The organism is Streptosporangium fragile (genome assembly GCF_039534445.1).
In the GTDB taxonomy this organism is placed as follows: Bacteria; Actinomycetota; Actinomycetes; order Streptosporangiales; family Streptosporangiaceae; genus Streptosporangium; species Streptosporangium fragile.
In genome coordinates this window covers 85,396-104,268 of record NZ_BAAAVI010000004.1, presented here as the reverse complement: position 1 = coordinate 104,268, position 18,873 = coordinate 85,396, and the positions used below count along the sequence as shown (strand labels likewise).

At 72.1% G+C, this 18,873-nt stretch carries 15 protein-coding genes; 10 read left to right on the top strand and 5 right to left on the bottom strand.

Annotated elements, in window-relative coordinates:
* Positions 1-3: 3 nt before the first annotated feature.
* Positions 4-636, top strand: coding sequence for a response regulator (locus tag ABD841_RS04255; RefSeq protein WP_344968032.1), 633 nt, complete (start codon positions 4-6; stop codon positions 634-636).
* Between the two features lie 394 nt (positions 637-1,030).
* Here ABD841_RS04255 and ABD841_RS04250 read toward each other — a convergent pair whose 3' ends face one another.
* Positions 1,031-2,320: an NYN domain-containing protein gene (locus ABD841_RS04250; RefSeq protein ID WP_344968030.1), complete on the bottom strand. Its 1,290-nt coding sequence runs from the start codon at positions 2,318-2,320 to the stop codon at positions 1,031-1,033.
* 482 nt (positions 2,321-2,802) lie between these two features.
* Entirely contained in the window at positions 2,803-5,412 is a 2,610-nt protein-coding gene (locus ABD841_RS04245; RefSeq protein WP_344968028.1) for a zf-HC2 domain-containing protein, read from the bottom strand.
* A gap of 144 nt (positions 5,413-5,556) precedes the next feature.
* On the opposite strand from ABD841_RS04245, the gene pyrE reads away from it, so the two are divergent.
* Positions 5,557-6,093, top strand: a complete 537-nt coding sequence (gene pyrE, locus ABD841_RS04240; RefSeq protein WP_344968026.1) for an orotate phosphoribosyltransferase — start codon at positions 5,557-5,559, stop codon at positions 6,091-6,093.
* A gap of 103 nt (positions 6,094-6,196) precedes the next feature.
* Here the strand turns inward: pyrE and ABD841_RS04235 are convergent, their stop codons facing one another.
* Both ABD841_RS04235 and ABD841_RS04230 read right to left on the bottom strand, forming a co-directional pair.
* Positions 6,197-6,541, bottom strand: a complete 345-nt coding sequence (locus ABD841_RS04235; RefSeq protein ID WP_344968024.1) for a hypothetical protein — start codon at positions 6,539-6,541, stop codon at positions 6,197-6,199.
* A 107-nt stretch (positions 6,542-6,648) separates the two neighbouring features.
* Complete coding sequence (locus ABD841_RS04230; protein WP_344968022.1) at positions 6,649-7,062, bottom strand: hypothetical protein; 414 nt, start codon at positions 7,060-7,062, stop codon at positions 6,649-6,651.
* Between the two features lie 481 nt (positions 7,063-7,543).
* Here ABD841_RS04230 and fbaA point away from each other — a divergent pair, with 481 nt between their 5' ends.
* The 4 genes from fbaA (at position 7,544) to ABD841_RS04210 (ending at position 11,503) form a co-directional block, all read left to right on the top strand.
* On the top strand, positions 7,544-8,566 hold the full coding sequence (gene fbaA / locus ABD841_RS04225) for a class II fructose-bisphosphate aldolase (protein WP_344968021.1): 1,023 nt from the start codon (positions 7,544-7,546) through the stop codon (positions 8,564-8,566).
* 91 nt (positions 8,567-8,657) lie between these two features.
* Positions 8,658-9,077, top strand: a complete 420-nt coding sequence (locus tag ABD841_RS04220) for a DUF3151 domain-containing protein (RefSeq protein WP_344968019.1) — start codon at positions 8,658-8,660, stop codon at positions 9,075-9,077.
* Between the two features lie 130 nt (positions 9,078-9,207).
* Positions 9,208-10,491: an adenylosuccinate synthase gene (locus tag ABD841_RS04215; protein WP_344968017.1), complete on the top strand. Its 1,284-nt coding sequence runs from the start codon at positions 9,208-9,210 to the stop codon at positions 10,489-10,491.
* A gap of 85 nt (positions 10,492-10,576) precedes the next feature.
* Entirely contained in the window at positions 10,577-11,503 is a 927-nt protein-coding gene (locus ABD841_RS04210) for a glycerophosphodiester phosphodiesterase family protein (protein WP_344968015.1), read from the top strand.
* Positions 11,504-11,562: 59 nt separating this feature from the next.
* On the opposite strand, the gene corA is transcribed toward ABD841_RS04210, so the two are convergent.
* Positions 11,563-12,681, bottom strand: a complete 1,119-nt coding sequence (gene corA / locus ABD841_RS04205) for a magnesium/cobalt transporter CorA (protein WP_344968013.1) — start codon at positions 12,679-12,681, stop codon at positions 11,563-11,565.
* 460 nt (positions 12,682-13,141) lie between these two features.
* Between corA and purD the strand changes: the two genes are divergently transcribed.
* The 4 genes from purD to ABD841_RS04185 all read left to right on the top strand — a co-directional run bounded on the left by purD (position 13,142) and on the right by ABD841_RS04185 (position 18,865).
* Complete coding sequence (gene purD / locus ABD841_RS04200; RefSeq protein WP_344968012.1) at positions 13,142-14,374, top strand: phosphoribosylamine--glycine ligase; 1,233 nt, start codon at positions 13,142-13,144, stop codon at positions 14,372-14,374.
* 267 nt (positions 14,375-14,641) lie between these two features.
* Positions 14,642-15,679, top strand: a complete 1,038-nt coding sequence (locus ABD841_RS04195; RefSeq protein ID WP_344968010.1) for a hypothetical protein — start codon at positions 14,642-14,644, stop codon at positions 15,677-15,679.
* A 402-nt stretch (positions 15,680-16,081) separates the two neighbouring features.
* Complete coding sequence (gene murA / locus ABD841_RS04190) at positions 16,082-17,350, top strand: UDP-N-acetylglucosamine 1-carboxyvinyltransferase (RefSeq protein ID WP_344968008.1); 1,269 nt, start codon at positions 16,082-16,084, stop codon at positions 17,348-17,350.
* Between the two features lie 225 nt (positions 17,351-17,575).
* Positions 17,576-18,865 (top strand): GTP cyclohydrolase IIa, encoded by a 1,290-nt coding sequence (locus tag ABD841_RS04185; RefSeq protein ID WP_344968224.1) that lies wholly within the window; start codon positions 17,576-17,578, stop codon positions 18,863-18,865.
* Positions 18,866-18,873: the final 8 nt, after the last annotated feature.

Below are 18,873 nucleotides of genomic sequence, written 5' to 3'. Positions count from 1 at the left end.
TCAATGCCGGAACGAGCCAAGATCCTCCTGGTCGACGACCGCGAGGAGAACCTGATCGCGCTTGAGGCCATCCTCAGCTCGCTCGATCTGATCCCCGTCCGCGCGCGGTCGGGCGAGGAGGCCCTCAAGGCGCTGCTCAGCACGGAGTTCGCGCTGATCCTCCTCGACGTCCGCATGCCGGGCATGGACGGGTTCGAGACGGCCGCGCACATCAAGCGGCGCGAGCGTACCCGCAACATCCCCATCATCTTCCTGACCGTGGTCGACAGCGCGCCCGACTACGCCTTCCGCAGCTACGCCGCGGGCGCCGTCGACTACCTCGCCAAACCCTTCGACCCGTGGGTGCTGCGGGCCAAGGTCGCCGTCTTCGTCGAGCTGTACAACATGAACCGCCGGCTGGCCGAGCAGGCCGCCATGCTCCGCGAACGCCTCACCGCCGAGCTGCCGCCCGGCGAGCCGACCGACCAGGCGGCCGTGCTGCCCGAGTTGTCCAGGCGCCTGACCGCGGTCGAGGAGGAACTCGGCCGGGTCACCGAGCTGGCCCTCGGCAGCACCGACCCCTCCCTCACCGGCGCGGTCTCCGACCTGGCCAAACGCGTCAACCACCTGCGCGCCGGGTTCGACGCGCTCTCCTGACCCGCACGCCGGCCCACCCGCCGGCGCCCCCTCACGGACGTTCACCCCCGGGCGTCCCCCGCCCGGGACGTCCGGTCGGTCACGGCGGCTCCGCGCAGAGGGCGGCGCCCGGTGACCGCCGGGTGTTCCCCGCGGGGCACCCGTACCTACCGGCGGCGTGTCCCCGCGGCACGCAACACCCGGTGTCCGCCGCGTGCCCCCATGGAGCATCCCCGGCAAGGGCTCGATCGTGACCCCCTCGGAAGAACCGTGAGTCACAGACCGCACCGACCGTCGTCGCCGTGTCCTCTCCCACGCCGAATCGGATGAGGGACGGTCGTCGGTCCGTACGGACACCGCGGCTCGGAGGCGTCAGGTCAAGGCCCGGACGCGAGAGCCTCCCCGGCGGGGTCGTTCAGCGGCGGGCGCGTTCGAGGGCGTCCCAGAAACCGCGGCGCAGGGCGTGACGGACCTCGTCGTGCAGGAGGAAGTCGATCGGCAGGGACGAGCCCTGCAGCAGGCGTGCCTCCAGATCGGAGGGCATGCGGGGCTTGCGGGCGAGCACCGCCTCCAGCCACAGGGCGGGGGCGTCCTTGGCGACGGACTCGCCGAAGTCGTGGCCCTCCTTGTGGGCGGCCTTCACCGCGTCGGAGAGGGTCGTCGCGGCGCCGTTGATCGAGGCCTGCGTCGGCACCGGAGCCGGTTGGGGGCCGGTGTAGGAGGCGCTCGCCTGCGACTGCTGGTAGCCCGGCACACCCGCGGTGTTGTTACCCAGGGAGTACTGCGGGAGCGGGCCGGTCGGGCCGCCGGCGGCGGCGTGCGACGGCGTGGCGGCATGCGACGGCGTGGAAGCGTGCGACGGCGTGGCGGCGGCAGCCGGGGGTGTCTGGGGGGCCGGGGTCACGGGAGCGGCCGGGGTGACCGGCGACTCCTGGGGATAGCCGGAGTAGGCGGAAGAGGAGGGCGGCGCGGACTGGGCGTGGGCCGCGCGGGAGGTCTGGACCGCGGGAACGGGGTCGGTGACCGGGGAGCCGTTGGCCGTGCCGGCGTCGAGGAGACCGGTGCCGTTGCCGAGTGAGGAACCGCGCGGGGAGGTGCCCGTACCGAGCGAGGGGGCGATCTGGCTGTCGGCGGACGGCCGGCGGCCGTTGGTCAGGGCCGGCGCCTCGCCGCCGACCAGGCTGACGTAGGGCCGCAGCTGGTCGGCGCCGATCTCGATCAGGTCGTCGCACTCCTGGCGGAGCGTGCGGGAAACGGCCCAGCTGCCGTCGGCGGCGATGTGCACCGCAGTGACACGGATCCCGAGATCCTGGGCGTCGCAGACGACCTGCGCGAGGTCCTCGTCACCGCTGACCACGACCGCGTCACAGACCGCGCCGTTACGGGCCAGCGTCATCAGGTCACGGTGCACCTGGGCGTCGACGCCCTCACGGCGGCCGGGGCGGATGCGCGACAGCCGCAGTTTGAGGCCGGGGAGGTCGGCCAGGGTGTCGTGCTCGGGGGTGCGGCGGCCCTCCACGGTCGCCTCGTACCAGTAGCAGCGCAGCAGCGGCAGGCCGGTGCGCTCCTTGGAGAGCTTGTTGAGCAGGCGGAGCAGGCCCGGATAGTCCCAAGAGACGGCTTCGCGATGGCGGGTTCCGTGCACGGCCATCGCGCCGTCGGCCAGCAGGTAGCCTGCGTCCACGAACAGCGCGCAGCGATCCACGCGACACCGCCCTTCCTCCGCGGCCCGACCCTTCGGCTCAGACAGGCTTGAAAGAGCCTCCGACAGCCCGGAAAACGGCCCTTCCTCAGGGTAGTCAAGCAGCTGATCGTCCGAGGGTGAATCCCGACGATTCCACCCGCGCCCGACCATAAGCCAGACTGTTCACGCAGACCGTACCAGTTCGTCCCGTTCCACGACCGTACCCGCTGAGGGCACCCCGACCTGCCCGCCGTTCCCGGGAACCCACTCCACCACCCCCGGCGACCCGGCCGTCACCCCTCCGGGAAGCTGAGGACGCCCCCGGGCCTGCCCGCCGTTCCCGGGAACCCACTCCACCACCCCCGGCGACCCGGCCGTCGCCCCGGGAGTCGGGCCCGCCGGCGTCGGAACCGGCCGCCGGAAGAAGCGACCCGCCCCACCGGGAACCGGGTCGGCGCCCGGACCCCTGACCGGCACCGTCGGAGGGCGTGGACCCCGGACCGTCACCGTACGGGGGCCGGGACGCTCACCACGGCGGCGCCGAAGAGCAGGACGTCCCGGCGGGTGCTGAGCCGCAGCACCGGGTCACGGCCGAGAGGCGCGCGGAAGCGGTCGACGTCCGTGCCGAAGGTCATGCGTGTGTCCACCGATCCGGCGGCGGAGCCGTCGAAGGGGTTGCCCGGGTCGCGGTCGCCGCCGACGGGCCGCAGGGGTCGGCCACCGAGCGCCACCCGGTCCCCCCACACGCCCGCGTCGCCCTCCCAGGTCACCAGGGTCAGGCGGGCAGGTGCCCCGGCGGAGTCCAGCCCGTCGAGGGGAACGCGCAGCGAGCGGCGGTCCCGGTCGAGCACCGCCGCGGTGTCGACGACCACGGTCCGGCTGTACGGCCGGCGCGGATCGGCGGTGATGACCACCAGGCTCCATCCGGCGTGCCGCGAGACACCGGGCCGCAGCGCGGGATCGGCCACCCAGTACGTCCCCCGGACCTTGCCGAGCAGCCGTGTCACGTCGGCGAACGCCTGGTAGGCCCGGCCCGCGGGCAGTCTCCTCTCCGTCACCCGGGACGCCTTCACCTGGCGGTACCGCTTCTCTCCCGGTGCCCTGAACCTGATCCGGCCGCCGGGCGGCGCACTCGCCGACCAGTAGAGCCCTGCCCAGACCACCTTGCTCGACGCCGGGACGCGCAGCCGGGCGGCGCTCGAACTGCTCGTCGAGGGGTCTCCGTCGCGGTCGAGGAGGCGCATCTCCCAGCGGTCGTTGTCACGTCCGCCGCCCTTGCGCGCGCGGGCACGCTCGCACCCGGGCCGGGCGGGCGCGCAGCTCAGCAGGGTGTTGCCGATCGCCGAGACGGCCACCCTGCCGTCGGTGGCGAACCTCGCGGGAGCGCCGTGCGCCCGGACCCCGCCGCGCGACCCGGCCGTCACCCGCGTCCCCGCGGCGGAGACCCGGACCGAGGGCGCCGCGCCCGCGGCCGCGGCGGCCGAGACCAGGACCCTCAGGAAGACCACGGTGGCCCGGCCCGGCTCCAGCGGGCCGCGGACGCACCGCGCACCCCGGTCCCGGGCCCGGCAGGACCAGCCGTCGACCGTGCCGACCGGCGCGACACCGCCCGGGGCGGCCCGTCCCCGGCCGGTGCCCACCAGCGGCGTCACCCCGCGCGGCAGGGTGACGTCGGCGACGACCTCGCCGCTCTTCACCCGGCCCGCGTTGCGTACGCGTACGGCCACGATGCCGGCCTCGGACCTGACGAGCGCGCCCAGCGCGTCGATCCGGGCGACCAGCCGGGGCGCGGCCTCGGCCCCTCCCGGCGGGACCTGGCCGGAACTCCCCTGCGGGACGCGGTCGGCCTCTGTCTCCGAAGGGCCGGGATCCGCACCGGGAGAGCCGGGATCCGCGCCCGAAGACCCCGGGCCCGCGCTTGAGGGTCCCGGGCCCGCGCCGCGGACGGCATCGGCGCCCTCACCGGGCGCGGGTCCGGAGTCGGCCGCGTCCGGGGTGCCCGCGGGATCCGCGGGTCCGGACCCCGGTCCGCCGCCCGGGTCGCCGTCCCGGGACGGGACCGGAAGGGCACCGGGACGCTTCTGCGCGCCGGTGTCTCCCCCGGGCCCGACGGGGTCGGGGGGCTCCGGGGCGGGGGCGACGACGATCGGCTCGGGGGCGACGAGCGGCGGGGGTGCCGGTTCCCCGGCCGAGGCCAGCACGAGCGCCGCCGACACGATGACGGCCGTGGTCGCCGCCCCGGCCGCGACGGCCCGCCGCACCGGCCTGGACGCCCGTCGCCACCGGGCGATCCGGCCGCCCCCGGTGGTGGCGCCCGCCCCGCGGAGCGCCGCCAGGTATGCGGCGAACGCGGGACCGGCGACGAGTGGGCCGACGACGGCGCGCAGGCTCCGCGTGACGTTCGCCAGCTCGGTGGAGACCTGGCGGCAACCGGAGCAGCCGTCCAGGTGCTCGTCCACGGCCCGGCTCTGCTCCCGGGCGAGGTCGCCCCGGACGTACGGGCCCAGCTTGGCCAGCGAGGGGCGGCACTCCGGTGGTGGCGCCTCGGCCAGGTGGGCGCGCAGACAGGCCTGGCGCATGCCCTCCCGCGCCCGGTGGGCGAGCGCCGCCGTGCCGTCCGCCGTCAGGCCCAGCAGGGGCGCGGCGTCGGCGGGCCCGCCCTCCTCGACGTCGACGTGCCACAGGACGAGCTGCCACCTCTCGGGCAGGGCCAGGAAGGCCCTGGCGACAGGTGAGCGCTCCAGGCCCGCCAGCGCCGGATCGACGAAGGGCACCCCGGGGTCGAAGAGCTCGACCTCCCCGGCCTCCGGGCGGCCGGGGAGGTCAGGGAGGTCGGCGCGGTCGGCGCGGTCGCGGACCGCACGGCGCAGCGCGGTGAGCAGGTAGGGCCGGAACGCCTGCTCGGGACCGTGGCCCCGGGTGATGACGTGGTGAACTCTGACGAAGGTCTCCTCGACCACCCGCGACGCCTCGGCCTCGCCCGGGACGAGCCACCGGGCCAGCGCCCGCGCCGCGGACACGTGCCGCAGGTGGAGCCACCGGTAGGCGGCGGCGTCGCCGCTCCTGGTCGCGGCCAGCAGCTCGGCGTCACCTTGGGAGGCTTTCACACTCATTGTGACCTCACGATTACCCGGGGTTGCCTGCCCGATGATTCCGCAGTCGGCGCCGCGACTAAACCCGTATCGCGCTTTTGCCGCCGGAGGACGTCACGCGGACCCGGTCCGGGCGCCGCGCGGGCCGCCCCTAGGCTTGTCACCATGAGCGATCGCGAGAACCTGCTGGCCGAGATCAAGGGCAAGGGCGTCGTGCACGGCAAGGTCGTGCTGTCCTCCGGGATGGAGGCCGACTTCTACGTGGACATGCGCCGGGTGACCCTCGACGGGCGGGCCGCGCCGCTGGTGGGCCGGGTCATGCTGGACCTGACCGAGGATCTGGACTACGAGGCGGTCGGCGGCCTGACGCTGGGCGCCGACCCGGTGGCGACCGCCATGCTGCACGCGGCGGCGGCCCGGGGCAAGGTGCTCGACGCGTTCGTGGTGCGCAAGGCGCAGAAGGCGCACGGCATGCAGCGCCGGATCGAGGGGCCGGACGTCGCGGGACGGCGGGTCCTGGCGGTGGAGGACACGTCCACGACCGGCGGCTCCCCGCTGACCGCGGTGGAGGCGCTGCGCGAGGCGGGCGCCGAGGTGGTGGCGGTGGCCACGATCGTCGACCGGGGGGCCGCCGCGGCGATCGCCGCCGCCGGCCTGCCGTACCGGACCGCCTACACCCTGGCCGACCTCGGCCTGGCCTGAGCGGCCCCGTGCCGGGCCGCCGCCGGTTGATCTTGTCTGAGCAGGGCCCGGAGGGCGCCGGACCCGGCCCGGCCGCGAACGACTCCGGCGGCGAGCCGGGCCGCTAGTAGTCCAGCTTGAACTCGCCACTCACCGATGTGCCCTCCTCGTCGACCTCCTCGTAGTCGATCAAGCAGGTGACGCCTCGGTCCGCGAACAGGTCCTTCAACTGCCGCAGCCAGGCGACCGCCTCGTCCAGCGTGCCGCCCGTGTGGCCCTCCAGCAGGAAGGGCGGGTTGCCGAGGCCGTAGCAGTACAGATAGGTCGTGTCGTCCTCGTACCTCATCTCCTCGCCAAAAATTCTGATCTTGACGTGGAGCGCATCGGTCTTCAGCCAGTCACGGAGCAGCCCGGCGACGAGCTTGTCGTCGTTGGTATCGATCGTGCCGCGGAAATCTATCTGGTTCATCCTCTTCCTCGTCCGCACCCCGGCGAGGTGCCCGGAGCGCCGGGTGTGCGGTTCCGGCGGCACGGAGGAAGCCCGCGCCCGCGGTCTTCCCGGTGATCGCCTTCTGGTCAGTCTTCGCGGGAGACGGTGAACTCCTGGCGCTCCCCGGCCTCGCCCGGCTCCCGGACGTCCCCGTTCACCAGCACGCGGACGGCTGCGGAGTCGGCCAGGACCACGTCGACCTTGGGATCGAAGGACTGGACCTGCTCCCCCTTGGCCATCTCCCGGTCGAGGATCACGTCGCCCCCGGTGATTTTGAGGAAGACCGTGGGGCAGTTCTCCCGCAGGCACTCGATGAGGACCGTGGGGACCCGCTCCGGGCCGGTGGAGGAGGCGGCGGCCGTGGGAACGGGCGACGCGGCGGATCTGGGGCCGGCGGGATCAGAGCCGAGGGCTCCGATCAGCGAGAGGACTCCGACCACGATCAGGGCGACGAGCGCCAGCACTCCCAGACCTGCCAGGGCCAGGCGGGCGATACCCATCGGGTCAGACCTGTGGCGTCCCACACAGTGGAGGGTAGCGGTTCGTGAGGAGATCTCACGACCGGCCCGGGCAAGAAGCCCCACGGCCCGGGGAAGAGCCCCGCGCGGGCCGGGAGAAGCTGCCCGGAACAGCCTCACGCAGGCCGGGAAGGAGCTTCGGGAGAGTCCCCCGATCTCGCGGGAGGAGGAGCCACGCGGGGCCGCGAGCACGGTCCCGCGAGACCGGCGCGGAGAAGTACGGAAGGACCGGCGGGAGGAAACCCGGAAGGAGCGGCGCGGGGGAACCCCGAAGGACCGCGCGGAGAAGCACGGAAGGACCGGCGGGAGGAAACCCGGAAGGAGCGGCGGGAGGAGAGATCGCGCGGCCTGAAGGGTTGGCGGAGCTACCCGCCTGGGAAGGAACCCGGAATACTGGCCCACGGGCAGTGTCTCCATAGCCCCGCGCCAGCTGTTCACAGCCGTCTCCAGGGAGATGACACCCATGCCTATCGCGACTCCAGAGGTCTACGCCGAGATGCTCGACCGGGCCAAAGCAGGCGGGTTCGCCTACCCGGCCATCAACGTGACCTCCTCCCAGACCCTCAACGCCGCGCTCAGAGGTTTCGCCGAGGCGGAGAGCGACGGCATCATCCAGGTGTCGACCGGCGGTGCCGAGTTCCTCTCGGGCACCACGGTCAAGGACATGGTGACCGGTTCTGTGGCCCTGGCGGAGTACGCCCGTGTCGTCGCGGCCAAGTACCCGGTGACGGTCGCGCTGCACACCGACCACTGCCCCAAGGACAAGTTGCCCGGGTTCGTGCGACCGTTGCTCGACATCTCCCTGGAGCGGGTGGCCAAGGGGCAGGACCCGCTGTTCCAGTCGCACATGTGGGACGGTTCCGCGGTGCCGCTGGAGGAGAACCTGGAGATCGCCAAGGAGCTTCTGGAGAAGACCGCCCAGGCGAGGATCATCCTTGAGGTCGAGATCGGCGTGGTCGGCGGCGAGGAGGACGGTGTCGTCGGCGAGATCAACGAGAAGCTCTACACCACCGCCGAGGACGCCCTGGCCACCGCCGAGGCCCTGGGCGTCGGCGACCAGGGCCGCTACATGCTCGCGGCGACCTTCGGCAACGTGCACGGCGTCTACAAGCCGGGGCACGTCAAGCTCCGTCCGAGCGTGCTCAAGGAGATCCAGGAGGCGGTCGGCGCCAAGTACGGCAAGGAGAAGCCGTTCGACCTGGTCTTCCACGGCGGCTCCGGCTCGCTGCTGGAGGAGATCCACGAGGCCATCTCGTACGGCGTCATCAAGATGAACATCGACACCGACACGCAGTACGCCTTCACCCGCCCGATCGCCGACCACATGTTCAAGAACTACGACGGCGTGCTCAAGGTCGACGGCGACGTCGGCAACAAGAAGACCTACGACCCGCGCTCCTACGGCAAGGCCGCCGAGGCCTCGATGGCGGCGCGCATCGTCGAGGCCGCGCAGCACCTGAAGTCCGCCGGCACCAAGCTCTCCTAGGTCCGGCCCCGCCGGCTCCCGGGAAGTTCCCGGGGAACTTCCCGGGAGCCGATCTTGGCCTGACCGTGGTGGAGCGGGTAGGACTGTGGCTATGGAATCGCACGAGAACCTTCTCGCCGGCCCACCACCCACCCTGCTGCCGGACGTGCCCGAGGCCCGTGAGGCACTGGAGTCCGGCGTCCAAGCATCCGACGTCGCCGCGCGCTTCCCCGCGTACTCCGGCGCGTGGGCGGCCCTCGCGGACGAGTATTTCGCCGCGGGTCACGCCGTGACGTCGTACGCCTTCGCCCGCACCGGCTACCATCGCGGCCTCGACCAGCTCCGCAGGGCGGGCTGGAAGGGGCACGGACCGATCCCCTGGGAGCACGTCCCCAACCGTGGTTTCCTGCGATGCCTGCACGCGCTGGCCCGGGCCGCCCAGAGCATCGGGGAGAAGGACGAAGCCGAACGGTGCGCGCAGTTCCTGAAGGATTCCAGCCCCGAGGCCGCCAAGGAGCTGGCAGGCGGCTGACCAGCGGTGGGGATCTCCCTCCGCCAGATGGGAGATCCCCATAACGGACGGTCGTCGGGTATTCTCTCCACGCAAGAGCCCCTGTCGCGATTGCGCCAGGGGTTTTCAGTTTTGCGGTGGGAGATTCACGATGCCGGCTGTCGTTCTGGTTGGTGCCCAGTGGGGCGATGAGGGCAAGGGTAAGGCGACCGACCTGCTCGGCGACCAGGTCGACTACGTCGTCAGATACCAGGGAGGCAACAACGCGGGCCACACGGTCGTCATCGGCGACCAGAAGTACGCCCTGCACCTCCTGCCGACGGGGGTGCTCTCCCCGAACGTCGTCCCCGTGATCGGCAACGGTGTCGTCATCGACCCGGGGGTCCTGCTCGGCGAGATCGACGGCCTCCAGGCGCGCGGGGTCTCCGCCGAGCGGCTGCTGATCTCCGCCAACGCGCACCTGATCATGCCGCACCACAAGGCCATCGACAAGGTGACCGAGCGCTACCTCGGCAAGGCCAAGATCGGCACGACCGGGCGCGGCATCGGCCCCGCGTACGGCGACAAGATCTACCGGATGGGCGTGCGGGTCCAGGACCTGCTCGACCCGGGCATCCTGCAGAAGAAGATCGAAGTCGCGCTGAACGAGAAGAACCAGATCCTCACCAAGATCTACAACCGCCGGATGATCGACGGCGACAAGGTCCTGGAGGAGTACCTGGGCTACGCCGAGCGCCTCAAGCCGCACATCGCCGACACCTCGCTGATCCTCAACAAGGCTCTGGACGAGGACAAGGTCGTGCTGCTGGAGGGCGGCCAGGGCACCCTGTTGGACATCGACCACGGCACCTACCCGTTCGTCACGTCCTCCTCCCCGACGAGCGGCGGCGCCTGCGCGGGATCGGGCATCCCGCCGACGCGGCTCACCCGGGTGATCGGCATCCTCAAGGCGTACACCACCCGCGTCGGATCGGGCCCGTTCCCGACCGAGCTCGACGACGAGATGGGCGACTGGCTGCGCACCACCGGCGGCGAGTACGGCGTGACCACCGGCCGCAACCGGCGCTGCGGCTGGTTCGACGCGGTGATCGCCCGCTACGCCAGCAGGATCAACGGCGTCACCGACTACTTCCTGACCAAGCTGGACGTGCTGTCGGGCCTGGAGAAGATCCCCGTCTGCGTCGCGTACGAGGTCGACGGGGTGCGCTACGACGAGATCCCGATGACCCAGACCGACTTCCACCACGCCAAGCCGGTGTACGAGGAGTTCCCCGGCTGGGAGGAGGACATCACGGGCGCCAGGAGCTTCGAGGAGCTGCCCGCCAACGCGCAGGCGTACGTCAAGACCCTGGAGGAGCTGAGCGGCGCCCGCGTCTCCGCCATCGGCGTCGGCCCCGGCCGCACCCAGACGCTCCAGATCCACCCGTTGATCTAGTTTCCTCCGGTCACCGCTCGCGCCCCGTCGCGCGGGGCGCGAGCCGCAACCGGGGATCGGCGCGCGGGGTGGATAAAGTCCCCCTGTGCATGCCGAGATTCATGGTCACCGCGGGGCGCGCGGGCTCCGTCCCGAGAACACGCTGCCCGGCCTCGCCCACGCCTTGGAGCTGGGCGTCGACGCGCTGGAGTTCGACGTCGCGCTGACGGCCGACCGGCGGCTGGTCCTCACCCACGACCTCACGGTGTCCCCGGTCACCAGCGCCGACGTCCGTCCGGCCTTCCCCGGCGACCCCCTCTACCCGTACGTGGGCAGGCCCGTGGGCGAGCTCACGCTGGCGCAGCTACGCACCCTGGAGTGCGGGGTGCGCAGGCCGCGTCGCGACGACGACCGGTTCGCCCCCACCCAGGTCCCGGTGCCGGAGACCCGGATGCCGACCCTCGGCGCCGCGCTGGGGGTGGTGGACGCCTACGGGGCCGACCACGTGCGGGTGCACGTGGAGCTGAAGTCGGACCCGACCAGGCCCGAGCTCAGTGCCGACCCCCGCGTGTTCACCGAGATGGTGATCGCCGAGCTCGACCGGCACCGCATGCTCGACCGGGCGGCCGTCCTCAGCTTCGACTGGCGCGTCCTGCGGGTCGCCCGCGCGCTCGCCCCGGCGACCCGGCGGTACGCCCTGATCGAGCGGGCCACCATGGACAGCGTCTGGCTCGACGGCCTTCACCTCGCCGACTTCGGCGACGACCTCCCGGCCGCTGCGGTCGAGGCCGGGGGCACCACGCTCTCCCCCGATCACGTGCTGGTCGACGAGGAGCTCGCGCGCCGGGCGGAGAAGGCCGAGCTGCCGCTGGCGGTGTGGACCGTCAACGAGCCCGGCCGGGCGGCCGAGCTGCTCGACCTCGGGGTGGCCGCGATCGTCACCGACTATCCCGACCGCATGCGCGCCCTGTGGGCCGAGCGGGGCATGCGGGTGCCCGCGCCGGTCACCCCGGCGCGCCGGGCGAGCGCGTAGGTACGGCGCGGCCGGCGCGCGGAGGTCACGCCGTGATCACACCGGGATCACCCGGGGGATCACAGCCAGCCGTTGCGGCGGAAGCCCCGGTAGAGCAGCGAGCAGGCGACGACCATCACGCACAGCACGATCGGGTAGCCGAAGACGGATTCGAGTTCGGGCATGTGCTCGAAGTTCATGCCGTAGATGCCCGCGATCATCGTGGGGACGGCCAGGATGGCGACCCACGAGGAGATCTTCCGCATGTCCTCGTTGGCGAGCGCGTTGGAACGCGCCAATGCCGCCTGCAGGATGGAGTTGCACAGCTCGTTGGACGACTCGACCTGCTCGCAGACGCGGGCCAGGTGGTCGACGACGTCGCGGAAGTACTCGCGCATCTCGGAGGGGATCATCCGGCGCTGGGCGAGGGTGGCCATCGGCGACTGGAGCGGCGTGACGGACCGCTTCATCTCGATCATCTCGCGCTTGAGGTTGTAGATCCGGCCGATGTCGCGGGCGCTGACGTCGGCGAAGACCATGGCCTCGACGTCCTCCAGCTCGGCCTGCATCTGGTCGGCCACGTTGAGGTACCTGTCGACGACGTGGTCGGCGATCGCGTGCAGGACGCCGGTCGGGCCCCGGTTGAGGAGCTTGGGCTTGTCCTCCAGGCGGTCGCGCACCTCCGACAGCGGGCAGTGCTTGCCGTGCCGCACGGTCACCACGAAGTCGGGGCCGACGAACACCATGATCTCGCCGGTGCCGATGATCTCGCTGGTCTCGGTGAGCACCTCGTGGTCGAGGTAGGCGACCGTCTTCAGGACGACGAACAGCGAGTCGCCGTAGCGCTCGACCTTGGGCCGCTGGTGAGCCTTGACGGCGTCCTCGACGGCGAGCGGGTGCAGGGCGAAGACCTCCGCCAGCCACTCGACCTCGGGGGCGTCGGGCTCGTGCAGGCCGACCCAGACGAAGGCGTTCGGCTTCTCAGCGGCCGCGTTGTGCTCGCGGACCAGCTCCAGGGCGTCGGGGATGCCCAGGGCCTCGACTTTCTTGCCGCCGACGTAGGCGGCGTAGTCGACGAGCGAGTCGCTCGGCGGGATGCAGACGCCGGTCGTCCTCGCCCGGAGCGGGACAGCGGGGGCGTGCGCGGCTCGGATCGTGCGTGCGTGCCTGATCCGGGGAAAAAGGAGCGAAGAGCGCATGACAAGCCTTTCCCGCCCAACCTGGCGGGATCGCACGCAGCGCTATGTCACCCCGCCGGGAAACGGGGAAGCGTGCGGAGCCGGTCGGGCACCGATGTGGAGTGGTCGAGAGTGCGCACGGAGCACGTGCGCGGGCACGTACTGCTGGGATCGCCAGAGGACATCCCGAACCACCTCCAATCAGCTGTAGGCACGCAAAGCCCCCCAAAACTAACACAAACGTGGGGATCTCTCTCAGCTTACTGCCAGCTTCAAGAGGGATCATGCATACCCCGACAAAATTCATGGGCCGTTTACGGCCGCATTCCGCGCGTCGGCGTGCCGCGGACGCCGGATCCGTCCACAGCCTGTGGACTAATGGCTCCACCGGGTTGCCCCGGGGTGCCCCGGCCCTCTCCGGGTCGCCGTTGGCGCAGGTGGGCTGCGGGAGCCGGGGACGGAGGCCGATAGGCTCTGACAAGTGCGCGTTCTTGTGATTGGATCCGGCGGGCGTGAGCATGCCCTGTGCCGGTCGCTGGCGGCAGACCCACAGGTCACCGAGGTTCACTGCGCTCCCGGCAACGCCGGCATCGCGCAGGTCGCTACCCTGCACCCGGTGACCCCCACCGACCCCGAGGCGGTCACCGAGCTGGCCCGGGAGCTCGGCTCGGACCTGGTCGTGATCGGCCCCGAGGCGCCGCTGGTCGCCGGGGTCGCCGACGCGGTCAGGCAGGCGGGCATCGCCTGCTTCGGGCCGTCGCGGCAGGCGGCGCAGGTCGAGGGTTCCAAGGCCTTCGCCAAGGAGGTCATGGCCGCCGCGGGCGTGCCCACCGCGCGCTCTCGCACGTGCGTCACGCCGGAGGAGGCCGCCGCCGCGCTCGACGAGTTCGGCGCGCCGTACGTGGTCAAGGACGACGGCCTGGCCGCCGGGAAGGGCGTGGTGGTCACCGACGACCGCGACGAGGCGCTGCGTCACGCCGCCGCCTGCGGGCGGGTCGTCATCGAGGAGTTCCTCGACGGCCCCGAGGTGTCGCTGTTCGCGCTCTGCGACGGCGCCACCGCCGTGCCGCTGCAGCCCGCCCAGGACCACAAGCGCGCCTACGACGGCGACCGCGGCCCCAACACCGGCGGGATGGGCGCCTACACGCCGCTGCCGTGGGCCCCGGACGACCTCGCCGACCAGGTGATGGCCGAGACCGTCATCCCGACCGTCACCGAGCTGGCCAAGCGGGGCATCCCCTACACGGGTGTGCTGTACGTGGGGCTCGCCCTCACGTCCAAGGGGCCGAAGGTGATCGAGTTCAACGCCCGGTTCGGCGACCCGGAGACCCAGGTCGTGCTCGACCGGCTGCAGACGCCGCTCGCGGGCCTGCTGCTCGCCTGCGCGAACGGCACGCTCGGCGAGTTCGGGCCCATCTCCTACCGCGACGGCGCCGCGGTGACCGTGGTGATCGCGGCGGAGAACTACCCGGGCGACCCGGTCAAGGGCGACGCGATCGAGGGTCTGTCCGACCCGTTCGAGGACGCCTACGTGCTGCACTCCGGAACCGCCCTCGAGGGCGACAGGATCGTCTCCAACGGCGGCCGGGTGCTCAGCGTGGTCGGCACCGGCCCCGACGTTCCCGCGGCCCGTGCGGCCGCCTACGAGGCGGTCGACCGCATCCGCATGCGCGGCTCGCACCACCGCACCGACATCGCGGGCCGCGACACCTGAACACCGCGGAGACGCGACCGTCGCCGCCCTGGCGCGACACCTGAACACCGCGTGGACGTGACGTCGCCGCCCTGGCGCGACACCTGACATCGCGGGGGCGGCGGCCACCGCGGCCTCCGGTGACGGCCCGACGCGGCACCCGGGTGCCGCGGGACGGCCTGAGCGGCGCCCGGACGCCGCGGGGGCGTAGCGCTTGATCGGCATGTCGCGATAAGTCTGGGGCAGTCCCTGCCCGTACCAGGCCGTCCGCGCCCCCACGGAGGAACGATGTCGTCCGATCCCGTCGTGATGCCCGAGCGGATCGGCGACACCGGCGTGCTGCGCTGGCCGGGTACCTGGCGGGTGTACGTGGCCACGCGCAGCGAGGAGATCAGGGCGGACGCCGAGCGGGCGCTGACGATGCGCGACGGGGCGGGACAGCTGGTCTCGGTCGGTGAGGGGATCGGCACGCATCTGGCCCGGGCGGAGACGTACGCGCGTAGCAAGCACGGCATCCGGCGGTGGCTGACCGGTCAGGCCGTCGAGGGAGCCTGGTCCAACGTCAACAGCGCCACCGTGATGCTGTACGGGGTGCTGCCCACCGCGGAGCTGTGCGCGCGGGCCCCGGAGGTGGTGGCGATCGGCCGGGCCTACCTGCCCGGTGACGACCCGCGGCTGGTGCACCTGCAGACCCGGCTGGCGGCCGGCGACCTCGGCGAGAACGACCGGCCGCTGATGCAGTCGGTGCTGCGGGCCGCCTACACCGCCCAGGCGCTGGAGACCGGCCGGGTCCGGAGCTTCCGCAACCTGCTGCTCGGCGGCGTGGTGATGCTGACCCTGATCGTGCTGGGCGTGGTGGCCGTCGGCGTGATCTGGCCGGACGCCGTCCCCATGTGCGGCGACCGGTCGGTGATCCGGACCCAGGGGCTGATGCCCGCGCGGATCTGCCCGGCCGGCGGCCTGGAACCGAGTCGCGGTGACGTCCCGCTCGTCGCCCTGGTCGGCATGCTGGGCGCGGCGCTGGCCACCGCGGCCTCGCTGTCGACCCGTTCGGAGCTGTCCACCCGTTACTCGCTGGCGGTGGTGCAGAACCTGCTCAAGGCACCGGCGGGAGTCGCCACCTCCGTGCTCGGCCTGCTGATCCTGAACTCCGGTTTCGTCCCCGGGTTCGCCGGGCTCGGCTCGCAGCCGGCGATCCTGGTCTGGGCCATGGTGTTCGGGTACGGCCAGCAGGTCGTCACCCGCTTCGTCGACCAGCGGGCCGACACGCTCCTGGTCGCCGCCTCGCCCCTCACCCCCGCGGCCGGGGGAGCCCGCGCCGCCTGACACCGCCCACCCGGCGCCGCCCCACCCGGCATCACACCGTCCACGTCGGCGCCACGCCACATCAGCCGGCACCACGCCACCCGGCATCACACCGCCCGGCATCACACCGCCCCACCCGGCGCCGCACCGCACCGCACCGACGCCGGCACCGCCGCTCCCGGGTGCGCCCGGGTGGGACGGATACCGCCCGGTCTCACGTAGCCTGGCACAGCCCGCCCCCCGCGGCAGCACGCCGCCCGGACCCCCATCCGGGCGAGGGATGACTCACCGGCCGCCCGGCGGGTAGTTCCCCCGCGAACCGGCCGGCTCAAGGGCACCAACCGGCTACTGTTGGCCGATAGTCCCGGCTGTCGCCCGCGCCGCAGAATGACACCGCAACCACACTTGCAAGGAGCACCACGCATGGTCCGTTACCGCGTGCGAGGTGGCAACCCACTTCGTGGGACCGCCTTCATCCAGGGCGCCAAGAACGCCGTGCTGCCCATGATCGGCGCGGCCCTGCTGGCGACCAGGGGCCGTACGGTCCTGCGCAACGTCCCGATCATCGAGGACGTACGCCGCGCGGTCGAGCTGGCCGAGACGGTCGGCGCCAAGGTGGAGCTGCACGAGGCGGAGCGCACGCTGGTGATCGACGCCTCGTCGCTGACCAGCCCGGTGCTGCCCGCCGCGATCGCGCGCCGCTTCCGCGGTTCGGTGCTGTTCGTGCCGGCCCTGCTGCACCGCCTCGGCGAGGCGGTCATCGAGGGCGTGGGCGGCTGCAATCTCGGCAGCCGCAACCTCGACTTCCACTACCTGGGCTACAAGCGTCTGGGCGCGATCGTGGACGAGGGCGACGCCGTCATCCACGTCAAGTCGTCCGGCCTGACCGGCGCGACACTGTACCTGGACACCCCCTCGCACACCGGCACCGAGAACCTGATCATGGCCGCGGCCCTCGGGCGCGGTACCACCGTGATCGAGAACGCGGCGCTGGAGCCCGAGGTCCTCGACGTGATCGACATGCTGACCCGGATGGGCGCGAAGATCAGCGGCGGCGGCACCGGATTCATCACGGTGGAAGGCGTCGAGGAGCTCCAGGCCGTCGAGCACACCGTGATGCCCGACCGCCTCGACGCGGGCGTGTTCGCCATGGCGGCGGCCATCACCGGCGGCGAGGTCAACCTGGTCGGCGCCGACCTCGACCACCTCGGCGTGGTCCGCTACAAGCTGGAGCAGATGGGGGTGGAGTTCGCCGACCACGGCGCGGTGCTCCACGTGCGCCGTGACCGCCCGCTCCGCCCGATCAACGTGATCACCGACACCTACCCGGGCTTCGCCACCGACCTCCAGTCGCCGATCATGACGGTCGCCTGCCTCGCCGACGGTGCCAGCTACATCCACGAGCGCATCTTCGACGGCCGGTTTGCGTTGGCCGCCGAGCTGAACAAGATGGGCGCCGACATCGAGGTGAAACAGAACAGCGCGATCGTCCGCGGGGCCACTCCCCTCACCGGAACGGAGGTGACCGCTCACGATCTGCGTTCGGGAATCGCTCTCGTGCTCGCCGGCCTCGCCGCCGAAGGGGAGACCGTGATCGGATCGGGATATCTCATCGACCGCGGTCACTCATATCTCGCCGAGCGTATGCAGGCCCTGGGAGCTGATGTGCGGCGAGAGATTTCACCTTCATAATCAGCGGGTTTGAGCCACTCAAAAACCGCTCTGACCTGTATAAACAGGTGAAGTCAGGGGTTTAGCCCGGAAGTGGGTTCCGGAATTGGCCGCAAATCGGGCGTGACATTACGGCCCTGGCGAGCGATCGTTCCAAAAGAGAGCCGAAAACAAACGGACGGCATGATGGGACGAACATTGGTCGAGCGGGCCGAAGAAGCGCCACGAGTGTCACGCCCGGGTGCCATGACACCGGACCTCACTATCGGTGTGGTGGGCCCCCATGACCTCGTCGAACGGGTGATGTTGATGGGGCACGCGGCCGCCCCGTTACCCTGCCGCCTGGTGGCGGCGGCATACCGCGACGAGCAGGAGGCCGCCGACAAGGTGACCCGGCTGGGGGCGGGGGTGGACGCCTGCCTGTTCGCCAGCCCGGTCCCCTACGAGCTGGCCAGGCGGTCGGGGGTGCTGACGATGCCCGCGACGTACGTCCAGCTCGGGGGCGCCGCGTTGATCGCGGCGCTGGCGAGAGCCGCGCTGGACGACCGGATAGACCCGCGGAGGGTCAGTATCGACGTCTTGAGCAGGGCGGAGGTCGAGGAGGCGTACACCGATCTGAATCTCCCCTTCGGGGATGTGCAGAGCCGCGACGAGCCGGGGGCCGCCGGAACGATCGCGACCTTCCACGAACGCCTCGTCCGCCAGGGCGCCACGAGCGGGGCGCTCACCTGTCTCCCCTCGGTCGCCGACCGCCTCCAGGCGGCCGGAGTGCCGGTGATCAGAATCCGGCCCACCTCCGCCGCGGTGCGCACCGCGCTGCACACGGCCGCCCTGCTGGGCGCGCATCACCGGCTGGAGGAGTCGCAGCTCACCGTGGTCCTGGTGGAGGTGCCGACGCTCCGTGAGCCGGTCCGCCGGGCCGCGCCGCGTTACTGGCGCGACGAGCTGCGCCTGTCCCTGCACCGGCTGCTGGTGCAGGAGGCCAACCGGATCAACGCCTCGGTCACCGCGGTCGACGACCACAGCTACATGATCACCGCGACCCGCGGCTCGGTGGCCGCGGCCACCGAGGGTTTCCGGGTCCTGCCGTTCGCCGCACGCATCCGGGACGAGCTGGGCCTGGCGGTCGAGGTGGGCGTCGGCATGGGCCGTACCGCCCACGACGCCGAGTCGCACGCCAGGGCCGCGCTGGCGCGTACCCAGGCGGGCAAACAGGCGCAGGGCTTCGCGGTCGACCGCGAGGGCCGGGCGCTGGTTCCCGCGCCCAGGATGCCTCCCCAGGGCGCGGGGCCGCTGAAGCCGAAGGGCGTCGAGGTGCTGGCACGCCTGGCGGCCAAGCTTGAGGGCGGAGACACGGTGGTGGACGCGGAGAGCGCGGGCAAGATGCTCGGCGTCACACCGCGAACGGCACGGCGGCTGCTGCGCACGCTGGTGGACGAGGGACTCGCGTGGCCGCTTCCGCCGAACCGCACCCCGCAGCCGGGTCGCCCGCGCCAGCTCTACCGGCTGATCGTGGAGAAACTCGGCACCCGCTGAATCTCCCG

Coding starts and splice junctions, on each gene's coding strand:
- ABD841_RS04255 (WP_344968032.1), top strand. CDS start 4: ATGCCGGAACGAGCCAAGATCCTCCTGGTCGACGACCGCGAGGAGAAC.
- ABD841_RS04245 (WP_344968028.1), bottom strand. CDS start 5,412: ATGAGTGTGAAAGCCTCCCAAGGTGACGCCGAGCTGCTGGCCGCGACC.
- pyrE (WP_344968026.1), top strand. CDS start 5,557: ATGAGCGATCGCGAGAACCTGCTGGCCGAGATCAAGGGCAAGGGCGTC.
- ABD841_RS04235 (WP_344968024.1), bottom strand. CDS start 6,541: ATGAACCAGATAGATTTCCGCGGCACGATCGATACCAACGACGACAAG.
- ABD841_RS04230 (WP_344968022.1), bottom strand. CDS start 7,062: ATGGGTATCGCCCGCCTGGCCCTGGCAGGTCTGGGAGTGCTGGCGCTC.
- fbaA (WP_344968021.1), top strand. CDS start 7,544: ATGCCTATCGCGACTCCAGAGGTCTACGCCGAGATGCTCGACCGGGCC.
- ABD841_RS04220 (WP_344968019.1), top strand. CDS start 8,658: ATGGAATCGCACGAGAACCTTCTCGCCGGCCCACCACCCACCCTGCTG.
- ABD841_RS04215 (WP_344968017.1), top strand. CDS start 9,208: ATGCCGGCTGTCGTTCTGGTTGGTGCCCAGTGGGGCGATGAGGGCAAG.
- corA (WP_344968013.1), bottom strand. CDS start 12,681: ATGCGCTCTTCGCTCCTTTTTCCCCGGATCAGGCACGCACGCACGATC.
- ABD841_RS04195 (WP_344968010.1), top strand. CDS start 14,642: ATGTCGTCCGATCCCGTCGTGATGCCCGAGCGGATCGGCGACACCGGC.
- murA (WP_344968008.1), top strand. CDS start 16,082: ATGGTCCGTTACCGCGTGCGAGGTGGCAACCCACTTCGTGGGACCGCC.
- ABD841_RS04185 (WP_344968224.1), top strand. CDS start 17,576: ATGACACCGGACCTCACTATCGGTGTGGTGGGCCCCCATGACCTCGTC.